We start from the raw sequence: 11379 nt of genomic DNA on the forward strand, positions 1-11379 counted from the left end.
TGAAAGCCGGAGTGTGGTTCCGCCGTGCTCGTCTGCTCATCGTCTCTCCTGATTCGCGGGTCAATCTTGCCCGCCGTCAGGCAGAAACTCCACTTATCGCGCTGTTCAGATTTGCGGGACCAGCTCAAACGACGCCTGAGCGAGATCCCACTGCAGCTGGAGCAATACGCCATCGGAGGTCCTTTCCAGCCTGTTATCTCAAACGAGCTTAACGATCGTCTCGAGTTGGTCGGCCAGGCGCCAAAAATGAAGCTGGTCGTCATTTCGAACCGCGGCGCCCGCTTCGATCCCAATGAACCCCAGACCGGTGGGCTTGCAGCAGGCCTCAAGCCAATCTTGGAATGTTCCGAGGCGGTCTGGATGTTCTCCTCGGACATCCGCGGCGAGGGGACTGAGAAGCCTCTGCCGCTCGAGAAGGCTGGCAAAGGCCACGTGGCCAAGCTCGATCTTCCGGTTGAGCACTATCAAGGCTACTATCGAGATTATTCGAACTCGACGTTGTGGCCGGCATTGCACTCCCTGTCCGACCGGATATCGCGCACGCAAGAGGGGTACCGCAGCTATCGAGAGATGAACGACTTCATCGCGCGCGCGGCGTTTGGCTTGCAGGATCGGGACGCATTCTGGGTGCACGACTATCATTTATTTCCTCTCGCGGCAGATTTGCGTAAGCTCGGCATCGAAGGGCCGATCGGCTTTTTCCTGCATACGCCATGGCCCGCCCCTGACATGATCAAGCTGGTGTCCAATCATCGCGAACTGATGAAGTCGATGCTGGAGTATGATCTGTTGGGCTTTCAGACGAACCGGGACGTGAATAACTTCCTCGCCTGTCTGCGTTCCCATCTTGGGCTGGAGAGCAAGGATGGCGTTGTTATCTCGAAGCGCGGCCAGACGCGATGTCAAAAGTTCCCAATCGGTATCGATCCGAAGCAGTTTGCAGAATACCTGGCCGAAGACTTGTCTCCCGCAGAGCAGGAGAAAGTTTCGTCCTTGCTGAAAAGCGTCGAGGGCACTACGCTTGCGATAGGGGTCGATCGGCTCGACTACACCAAGGGCATCGACAAAAAGGTCGAGGGTTTCAATCAGCTTTTGGTGAAGGCTGAGCCGCGCAGCATCTCGCTGTTGCAAATCGCGCCCCCATCACGTGCCGACGTTGAACAGTATCAGAGGTATAGAAACGAGGTGGAGAGCTGGGTCAACCAGGTCAATGCCGAGCACGGCACGGACGAGTGGAGCCCGATCCACTACAAGAACGAATCGTTCAGTCAGTCGGCACTTGCGCGTCTTTACCGCGCTGCGCGTGTTGGCGTCGTGACGCCATTGCGGGACGGCATGAATTTCGTCGCGAAAGAATATGTTGCTGCACAGGATCCGAAGGACCCGGGCGTTCTGGTGCTCTCAAAGTTCGCGGGTGCGGCTGAAGACTTCAACGACAAGGGGGCGCTGCTGGTGGATCCGAACCGTCCTGAAGAAATCACGGAGGCAATTTGGCAGGCGGTCAACATGCCGCGACAGGAGCGTATCAGGCGCTGGCGGTCGATGATGGAGAAACTTGAAGCATATACGATCCACCACTGGTCGGCGGACTACCTTCGAGAGCTGGACAAAAGCCAACTTCGCGCCGCCGCAGTGATCGCCTACGATAAGGTCGATCGCGCCCACACGGAGCTGAGGGGGCGCCCAGGCGAGGGGGAGCCTTTGAGGCTTTAGCCGACCGGTGAGACATACACAGGATAGCCTTTGAGCGCCGCCGCCGACGGCTCCGACCATCGGCCGAAGAGCCGGTCGCCAGCGACCGATTGGTCGAAAAGAAGTGCCTACGGGTGAGATTTTCGACATTGCCGGTCACGAAGATCTGAGGCTGCTCGTGATTGATACACCGGTCCGTGTGACAGCCTCTTCATCTCCTCTGGGCACCTCGCCTCCGCCGACGAAGCCGTGAGTGCCCTGCTGGTTGCGCAGGTGGGAAAGTGCTTGAAGTAAGACCTCATGTCGGACGCGAACTGATCCCGGTATCTGATCTCACTTCAAAACTCGAGGTCTAATAGCTACCAAGCGACAATTCAGTGCGAGCCGGTTCACCTACTGGAGGGCGATAGGAAGTGCGTATCACAAACAGTCAATTCGGAACAGTGTTTCGGGCGGCGCAGCGCACCGAGATCGCACCACAGGGCTTGCTGGTTCGGCCGCACACCACGAAGTCGAATACGACTCCACCGATCGAGTGCCTTGCCACTCGACAGACCCCTGCTGGTCTTCGGGGGCCGAATCAACGCTCGAAATCCAGTGGCGGAGAGGAAGCGCGCGGAAACGGCAATTTGCCGGGCTTGGCCTCTCGCGTATGCTTTGGCGCGCTCGGAGCGGCCTATCTTTATGACAAGATGGCTAACGACTTTTTCCTCTCCACTACCTCTTTGCACGACGGAAAGGGGGGCTTCAGCAGCGACACCAGACTTACCAAGGCCGGAAAACAAGCGGAAGAATACTTTCAAATTTATTGCAGCCTTTCCGATGAAGAGAAGAATGGCGTTGCCAACCAGGTCAGAGCCCCTAGACTCGTTGGCTCTAACAAATTTGCATCCATGATAGATTACCGTGCTGCCACCAAGGTTCACCTCAAGAACCTGGTAAATACGGAGCAGGCACACATGTCCATTATGAAAAATATCAAATGCCTCAAAGGGGGCGGGATGACAATTGAGGGTGTCTCAAGACATGCTCCGACGATCGTGCCTGACAGCCTGGATTTGACGAGTTCACCAGAATACCTGAGCAAGAACAAGTACTCCCTGTCAGGTGTTAGAAATGAACAAACCGGCTCGACCGGTTATGCATCGAGGACGATAACGAAGCCGTTCATTGAGAGGGGGCTGGATCATTTCATTGCAGAAGTTGAAAGCGACAGATCTCTTTCACCCAAGCAAGCGGTCGAGGCACTGGAAGCCCACCTCAATAGCGACAGCCGCCTTGGTGAAAACGCTCAGCTGGTCGCGGGCCAAGCCTTTTTGATTTTCAGCCGGGTCTATGAGAGCAAGTGGGGAACCGCACACAAGGTTCTGATGCCTTATCTTCATGAAAACGGATGGCTGTCTCTGGCGGAAAATGAGAAAATGGGCAAGACGAGGCCATTTGCTCGGGAAGATATGGAAAAGGGCTTGCTTAGGAGAAACACCAGCGTGATCGGCCCGTTTTTTCATGATGCGTACGTCCGTGTGCATAGCGCACTTTCTGCAATGGAGCTGGTATCACCAAAAAACTTTTGGCATAGGGAAGTCGGAGAAATGAGATACCTTCCGATTGCTCATTTTAGACTGAATGATAGCGAAGATGGATTTGAAGACTGCTCGGGTCTAAGCGACTCGTTCACATCGTTCAACATTGCCGTTTGCATCAATCACGCGAGAATGATGAATGGCGACGAGCGTTTGTCAAAGGATGATGTGGTGGCACTTGTTGGTTGTCTGAATGCGGTTTTCGATAATGCGAGCGGGGTGAGGCATACTCTACAGGAAACAGCGAGAGGATGCTTTGCCGGGGCTGGATACGCGACGGAAGATGCTGACGACTTCTACAGAACTGTGTGCAAGAATGCGTCCGACGAGTTTTATGGTGGCAAAGCCAGATACGCTGAGGGCGCCGCCTCGTAGGCGACGCTCGAAGAATGGAAGCATTCGGCGAGCCACGTCTTGGTGAAATGGACTCCGACAATCGGACCGGTTCGCCAATTGGATTTGGGCGATTCCATCGCAACCGACGTGGAAGATCGATGTGGCGCTGAAGTGGAAGATCGCGCTGGAGGCGCTGCGGGAGCATGTGTCGGTGGCCGATCTGGCCTCCAGCATCTTTCGCGCTGTTGATCAGGCGACGGCTCCGGTTTCAGAGAGTTGGGGCTGATAGAGCGGTCGCATGTTCATGTAGGATTTGGTCGACTGCGCCGTTCCGGCAATGTGCTGCAGCCGGGCCGCCGCCAAGTTGAGACAGGATTGGCCGTCGGGGAAGGCGCCGACGACACGGGTTCGTCGCCGGATCTCCTTAATGATGCGCTCGAGCGGATTGTTCGTTCGAATCTTCCGCCAATGGATGTCCGGAAAGGCATAGTAGGCGAGCGTCGTGAACCACCTGCTCGATGAGATCAGCAGCTTTGGCCATACGGCTGGCCCGCAGATCCGCGATGACGGTCCTGGCTTTATCGTCGGCCGCGGCGCGGCTCTCCTGGGCATGAATGGCCTTGAGCATGTGGCTGACCTCGCGGACCCGGGTCGACGGCACGTGGCTGAAGACATTGCGATGAAAATGCACCATGCAGGGTTGATAGCGGGCCTCCGGCAGATAATCCGCAACGCTTTCGACAAGACCTCGGCACGCATCGGAAACAACCAACTGCACGCCCCTGAGACCGCGATCGACGAGATGCCGCAGAAACGATGACCAGCCGGATTTGTCCTCCTTGGCGCCCTCACAGATGCCGAGGATCTCCCGGAACCCCTCGGCATTGACCGCCGAGGCCACTAGCAGCGAGACGTTGCGAACCTCACCAGCCCAGCTGCGCTTCATCACGATGCCGTCGAAGTAGAGATGCGGATGCTCGCCTTCGATCCTGCGATTCCGCCACGCCTCGATCTTGGTATAGATCCTCTTGTTCATGTTCGACACTGTGCTCGGGCTGACCCGGGTGCCCCACAGCGCCTCCGTGATGTCTTCGACCCGCCGAACCGAAATCCCGGCCAGATACATCTCGATCAGCGCCTCCTCGACCGAGCTCTCCCGCCTCCGGTAGCGCTCGATAATCGCCGTCTCGAAGGTTTGCCGCCGTAGCTTCGGAGCCTTCAGATTGACGTCGCCCGCCTTGGTCTGCAGCGTTCGCTCGTAGCTGCCTGCCCGCGTGTCCTGCCGGGCCGGGCTGCGCTCATACCGCCCAGCCCCGCACAGCTGGTCCGCTTCGGCCTCCAGCATGGCGTTCAGGGTCTCTTCCACCGTCCCGCGGACCATCTCGCCCAGGTGATCTCGAATCCGGGCCTCATCAATTTGGATCACCTGACCCATGGCATTCCCATCGTTCATTCAAAGCTCCTTCATTCAAGAAGAAGCCGTCAATCCTGAAAGTGCGAAAGACTCTGTACGTTATCGGCAGCTTCGCTAAATCGGTTTCCTTGCCCTCGAACGAATGTCCACGATTGCTGTTGCCAAGCAGCGACGCATCAAAGTTCGTAGGGCCGGCCGCACAGCTCTCGGTCTCCTTTGCTTTCGTACCAAGCCCAATCGTGACCGGATCGAACGCACGAATGCCCACACAAAACGACGTCGGCCGTTTGGCTTGCGGCACCAACATGTCTGTCAGTTGCGGGCTACGGGGGCATCCGGAAAAGACAAGACCGTCTATTGCAAAGATGCCAATCGCGCCGGCGCTTATTCGGAGCAGTCGTTTGACTTCATTGGTTATAGCTTTCGGCCGAGGCTAGCGAAGAATTGGATCGCATCCGGAGGGACGCGTAGCGAATAAGTACACGAGGCTTGGCGCTCGGCCCTGCCGAATGGCGAAATGGCGCCGAGCAGCTCGTCGGCTCGCCTGGTCACGCGGACGGGTCGTCCTCCATCGCAGTTTGTTTACGTCAACCATGCCGCGCCAGCTTTTCCCCGACGTAGAACTCTTCTGCAGCCATCCTGCACACGTTTCCATAAAATCGATCTGCATCCGCCACTGTATAGCCCGCGCCTGCAAAGCACCCTCGCGCGATCTCAGAAAGTGTATGCCGGATTCCGCTGGCGTCGTCATATACCGCGTTGAAGCACCCGATGAGCACCACTACATCGTCTTTGGATAACCGTTCTTCACCGCTCATCAGTCTCGCGTGATTGATGCACGCCACAGCATTGGCGCATGTGAACGAGTCCCCGAGCCCCGAGCAGTCTTCGAACCCGTTACCCTGCTCGTTCAACTTGAAATGAGCTATGGCGAGGTTCTCCATGTTTTTTGAGGCCGCCATGGGCTTAAGGTCATCGAGTGCTGCAGGATCATTCCTCAGCCGAAACCTATGGAAGCAGGCTTCCAGTTTGTGCAATAGTGGTCCCATGACCCCCGTATTTCGCTTGAAGATGCTTTTCGACAGGTCTTCGAACATCAAGCTCTCATCGATCTTGTAGGTCTCGTCCGGCGACAGAAAACCGTGCCGCGCCAGCGTCTTCATGACGATCTTCTCGGCATCTCCCCAGTGCTCGTCTGCGGCATAGACCTGCCTCAAGTTCAAGATCGCTTGGCCGGCGGCAAACTGCGCATCTTCGCTAAGCTTGTCATCCCTCTCCAGCAAGCCCTCGAGTGACTCCACGCATTGCTGCGGTGTCAAGCCTTTCGTCTCGCAGACGTCTTTGAAGTGTTTGTAGCCGTTGAGCACGAACGGTCGGGTGATCGACCGCGAGGTATACCCGCGAGCTCCGGTCTCATCATTGGCGACGCCCGTCAGCGCATATTTGTTCTTCTGCTTGTACAGGCTGCTCTTCGTCAAATCGGGATTACTCGGAATGACAGGCGGAGCATATTTGGCAACGTTGTCGGCTTTCACGAGTTGGCCCTTGTAGCACGTAAGGCTCTTCATCAGCGACGAGCGCGCCTTCTCCGTGTTTATGAGGTGCATGACGTGCACTTTCGTAGCTGCCCGATAGTCGGTGATGGTCACGAACTGGTTGTTGCCACAGGTCCGCACGGGATTAATCCACCGATTGTTCCGCTTCTGGTCTTTTGGACTGCTGCGGTGGTAGTGGCGGAAGCGGACTTTTGCTATTTCATAGGCCTTATTGAGCCTGTCGTTGCTCGTGAATCCACGTTTGCCGTCGTGCAAAGACGTGGTCGAGAGAAAAAAATCATTGGTAGCCTTATCGTAAAGATATGCCGCACCAGCCATCCCCAATGCATACTTCATCGCGCGAGAGGCCTGGCTCGGCAAGTCGCGATCCCCACCTGTTTCCTCTCCGCCCGGCGAGTTCGTGTTTTGATTTGACTTACGGAGAGCAGACGTGGCTTGATGATGCGCTCGAAAATTGGCCAGCGCAGTCATATTCGCCTTGTCTGTGACCATAGCGCCCTGCGGCGAGGTCTCGGCGCGTGGGGCGTTCTGCATCATCGTCCTGACCACATTATTATCAATGCGCATTATCTTCTACTTTCCATGATCGTAATGCGATTACGGCGAGCTTGAATCACCAGTCGCAGGTGACCTGCGACGAGCGTGCTCGACTAGCAGCAAAAAGCAGCATCCATTTGGCGTCTCGATTGAAGGCACATAAACAAGTTGTCGGTTTTGCGTGCGGCCCGGGGATGTCCCGGGTCCTGTTGAATTTCTGAAGAGTAAACCACGCTTCCTTGGTGCCAAATCACGCGATGGGCGGCCTTGCCGCGCTTACCAATGCACCTCATGTTCCTCTCCTACATAGCGACAAACTGAATGAGCTCATCGTGTTGTCGCGCAGCGATCGCCATCCATGCAGGCTCACGCGAGAAAGTTGCGCAAGCTGTTATTCCAAACGACCTCCCGCTCGCTCGCTGAAACACCCAGTCGATAAACATTTCTTACGCAATGTAATTGAAAGAATATGTTACCGTTATCGCCCGTCATCGATCCCTTCGGGGCCATGGAGGTCAAGCCATTCGGACCATAAAAAGGGCTGTCCATTGGAATTTGCTTTGGAATATTCGTAAAAAAGCGAAATGAACTCCAGCCGATCATTGCGGAAGTCTGAACGCTCTTCGTGGGCGATGTTCTTGTGGAAATCCAAGGCTCGCCCAGGGTTAAACGCGAGCTGCCTATTTATTATGTCCTCAAACGACACCCGTGAGGCATTACGCAGCATGTCGTGCATTGCGATGAAGATGCCCGTGCGGCCCTGACCTGCACTACAGTGCACATGCAGCTTCTCGTGAGCCGCCATGCCCCGCTCCATTTCAATAAACGCATTAACATCCTCTGCGCGCGGAACGAGATGGTCGGACACCATCAAGCGTACATAGTTTGCGCCCGCCGCTCTTACGACTTCTTCTTCGCTAAAGATTTGCGGTCTACTCAAGGTCACTGAGCGCGGATTATCATCAATCTCATTCGCAACGTCTTGGCGATGAAGTAGCTGCACTGTCACTTGCCCTTTTAGCGTATCTATCCTATCGTATTCATCCGCTAGAACTTCTTCGCGCGATTTGCCAACATTCGCCCAGTTATTGGGCACCCCCCAAGTCACCGGAAAATTTCCAACGATCGCATGGGACTCTTCCCGGAGGTCAAGTACAATTACTGGGCTCTTCGGCGATGGGTTCAACCTACTAACTTGTTCGATGGAAGCAATACTGGCGCTGCCGGACACATGCAGGTCCTTCCAGCCTGTTGCATTACAGCCTTCCGGAAGATCAAACTCATCCGATGATCTAAATTTATCTACTGATCCAGGGCTTCTGTCATATTGCAGAAGTGGTGTTGCCAAAGGACGCGTCGGCATTAGTAACGGGCCCTTGAATTTCCAAATGCGTTGGGAAAGGCGTTTGGCCATTGACGACGTACGCTTAATTGATTTTGGTGAGCCATCTATCTCTGCAGCGACGGAACTTTTGCCAGGGTTCGGCGTAGCGGGGGCGTGGACGTTCGAAATCTCGTTGCTGTCGCTGGACCCCTCTTGAGCGAGCTGATGATTTTTCTGCGATGCCATCAGAAGATCGATCGGGCTGAGCCGCTCAAATGTCTCACCGAGTAACTCCGGCTGCGAAGGAGGGACACCGTCGGTTTGCTGCTCCGTCCGAGAGGCGGAAGCGGTTGACTCTTGAGGCTCAGAGCGCGTCTGCTCCACGACGGGACAGGAGGATGGGCCGACTATTTGAACGCCAACAGCTGGTCCAACGGGAGAATCGTCCGGGCTATCACCTTGGCTGGCGCTGTATAACCCGATGGGCGCCTTGCCAAACCCGTCAATGCCTCTCATCATCGACCTCCTATAAAGCGCCGAATTGGCTGAGATCATCGTGATTGTCGCGCAGCGATTAGTCTCGGCGATCCAAACTTCGGTCTCGGACGCCAATCATCGAACTCCGGTGTTTGGGCGGAGGAGAGGCTTAACGGCAATCTCCCAAAGTCACCGGATGAATGAGCACCTGCACACGTCTCTACTTGAGGCGGTGCAAGGCGCAAAATACTCGATCGGTATGAAGACATCGGCGGCCGTGATGGATGGTGCGTCTCGGGGCCGAGGTGCCCCTGGTTCCAGTGGGCCAATAGAGCAGTCGGCCACCTGTTGCGGTTGGTGCTTGCAGAGGGCTGGCTCCCTCGCAGCAGCTCGTGTGGTTGCGTTGAGGGAATCGTTCCGCAAGAGCTTGCCGCGGAGATGATAGCCTGCCGGGTCGAGCGGTGGAACGCTCGCATCCATCATTCGTAGACAGCTGGTACAGCTTCATCCGGTCGCAACGGCGATTGCAGAACGCAAAAACTGCCGGAGCAAACGGATCGAACGCCATCGCTGCTGGACCAGAATCGCGAGGCTGTTGATGCCAGCCCGGAAGTCGATCTGCTCACGGTGCAGATAGACTTGCATGTCACCGCCCGGTCTGAACATGGCTCAGCTTCACGCTGTTCGGCAGGGACGCGCTCACTTTGGCTGGAGAGCAAAAAGCCGCTGTCCTTTTGAATTCCGGCCCACGCACTTCATCGCAAGTCACCGGCAGATCCACCGTCACCACACTGCTCTGCCGCGACATGGTCCGATCCGCAGACCTTTCAAGCTGAACCGGAATGAACGCCGGTGATGAAGACGGCGGGAGAGACCGGGGCACCGTCTGCGTCTTGATCCACTTCCGAATAAGGGTCCCATTGACCCCATGTTCGAGCGCAAGCCTCGATACCGAAACGCCAGGCTTACCTAACATTACAGTTGTTTTTTGCTTTGAGGTGAGCGTGTTGCGCGGTCGCCTGGTGAGCTCGGCGCCAGCAAGACCAAGCCATGATGTGTGCGGGCTGAATACGCTTTCGAGCAAGTCTGATGGCAAGGCGGCGAATTTCCTGGATTGACCAACGGATCAGCGGCGGCGTGGTTGTACTTTGGCTTTTGCCAGAGGACGGTGTTTCGTTTTTTTGGGCGGCGGCGGATTGGCGGCGATGCCGGATTGCGGCCATCATGGCGAAGGCGAGCATCACCAGGGACACATGACGGTGCCAGCCATGCCAGGATCTGCTCTCGTTGTGATCGAGCCCGAATTCGTTTTTCGCGGTCTCAAAGCTGTCCTCGATCGCCCATCGATGGCCTTCGACCGCGACCAGCGTTTCGATGGATGTTCCCGCTGGACACCAGGTGGTGAAGAAGGCGAGGTCATTATCGGCGATCCGACGGCGGATCAGTAGACCGCGCGTCCACAAGCCATCATTAGCACTGTTGAACTGCTCGGCCTCGAGATCGGCCAATTCGAGATAACACCAATCGTGTAGTCGCGGTCCTTTGGTTCCGGCTCCCGCCGACAGACGCTTCCAGTCAGATGAGCGCCGCGTCCGGGCTATGTGTGCAGCCGTACCGGCGACCGGCGGTCGCTTGCCCCAGGATCGAAACACATGAGCACTGCTGACCCCGAGCACGTAGCCTTTGCCTGCCCGACGTAGTTGCTGTTCGATGTCGCCAACACCGTAGACCGTATCACCGGCAACCCACTTAAATGGTACAGACGCGGCTATCGCGCGGGCGATCATTCTCGCGGCAAGCTTTGGTTTGGTGGCAAAGCCGGCATCAGGGGGCACGTATACGGCTTCCAGGCGATCCGGATCATCGGTCCATTCCTTCGGAAGATACAGCGCGCGATCGATGAACCCATGACCGTGGCGCGAAACGTAGGAAGCGAAGACTCCGATCTGGCAGTTCGTGATCTTGCCCGCCGAACCAGTGTATTGCCGCGCCACCCCGCATGACGCCCTGCCCTGCTTGAGAAAGCCGGTCTCGTCGATCACCAGCACCGCATCGTCATCCGCCAAATGCTCGATGACATAGTCACGCACGATGTCGCGCAGGGCATCGGCGTCCCAATCCCCGCGACCCAAGATCGCCTGCTGGCGCCATGGGCCGGGATCGCCAGCCGCTTCCGCGCGCATCCAACCGGTCTTGCGTTGTTCATCTCCAAGCAAGCCTTCCAGGAACAGGCCGGCATTCGTCGCAACACGCTCTTGCGTGAACAACGGACGAATCCGCTTCTTGATCTCCCGAAGCGACGCCGCCCGCAACGCAAGCGTCTCCTCTATCGAAGAGCTGGCCCCGGTTGTTTGGACAGTGCCCCGCGGAAATTAAGTGGATTCCTGCCAGGTTACACTGAATGCGGGGCTTTGCGATTTTGTCGTTGCGTCGGGAGGGCGTAGCCCGACCAGAGCAACG

The 11379-nt window shown here is 56.6% G+C and carries 6 protein-coding genes and 2 pseudogenes; 3 read left to right on the forward strand and 5 right to left on the reverse strand.

All coding sequences use genetic code 11. The features are described 5' to 3' along the window. The first annotated feature begins 246 nt into the window (after positions 1–246). From AC066S_RS37905 to AC066S_RS37915, 3 genes are all read left to right on the forward strand, one after another. Positions 247–1713, forward strand: a complete 1467-nt coding sequence (locus AC066S_RS37905) for an alpha,alpha-trehalose-phosphate synthase (UDP-forming) (RefSeq protein WP_478271872.1) — start codon at positions 247–249, stop codon at positions 1711–1713. 392 nt (positions 1714–2105) lie between these two features. Then, the gene (xopAG, locus tag AC066S_RS37910; RefSeq protein WP_209311903.1) at positions 2106–3650 is read left to right on the forward strand and encodes a XopAG/AvrGf1 family type III secretion system effector; all 1545 of its coding nucleotides are present in this window, start codon (positions 2106–2108) and stop codon (positions 3648–3650) included. A 121-nt stretch (positions 3651–3771) separates the two neighbouring features. Beyond that, a complete protein-coding gene (locus AC066S_RS37915; protein ID WP_283810199.1) occupies positions 3772–3897 on the forward strand; it encodes a hypothetical protein in 126 nt (41 codons plus the stop codon). Here AC066S_RS37915 and AC066S_RS37920 read toward each other — a convergent pair. The 5 genes and pseudogenes from AC066S_RS37920 to AC066S_RS37940 all read right to left on the reverse strand — a co-directional run bounded on the left by AC066S_RS37920 (position 3861) and on the right by AC066S_RS37940 (position 11249). Continuing rightward, positions 3861–5046 (reverse strand): annotated as a pseudogene (locus AC066S_RS37920) (IS256 family transposase). The gene AC066S_RS37915 and the pseudogene AC066S_RS37920 overlap by 37 nt on opposite strands. A gap of 566 nt (positions 5047–5612) precedes the next feature. Continuing rightward, positions 5613–7148 (reverse strand): XopAG/AvrGf1 family type III secretion system effector, encoded by a 1536-nt coding sequence (xopAG, locus tag AC066S_RS37925; RefSeq protein ID WP_205680574.1) that lies wholly within the window; start codon positions 7146–7148, stop codon positions 5613–5615. Between the two features lie 448 nt (positions 7149–7596). Further along, entirely contained in the window at positions 7597–9054 is a 1458-nt protein-coding gene (gene xopH / locus AC066S_RS37930) for a type III secretion system effector XopH (protein WP_209311902.1), read from the reverse strand. A 369-nt stretch (positions 9055–9423) separates the two neighbouring features. After that, positions 9424–9564, reverse strand: a complete 141-nt coding sequence (locus AC066S_RS37935) for a transposase (RefSeq protein WP_164719144.1) — start codon at positions 9562–9564, stop codon at positions 9424–9426. Positions 9565–10045: 481 nt separating this feature from the next. Next, positions 10046–11249: pseudogene (locus tag AC066S_RS37940) on the reverse strand (IS701 family transposase). Positions 11250–11379 lie beyond the last annotated feature (130 nt).

Source organism: Bradyrhizobium sp. CFUWI (genome assembly GCF_056429085.1).

Coding starts and splice junctions, on each gene's coding strand:
- AC066S_RS37905 (WP_478271872.1), top strand. CDS start 247: ATGAAGCTGGTCGTCATTTCGAACCGCGGCGCCCGCTTCGATCCCAAT.
- xopAG (WP_205680574.1), bottom strand. CDS start 7,148: ATGCGCATTGATAATAATGTGGTCAGGACGATGATGCAGAACGCCCCA.
- AC066S_RS37935 (WP_164719144.1), bottom strand. CDS start 9,564: ATGCAAGTCTATCTGCACCGTGAGCAGATCGACTTCCGGGCTGGCATC.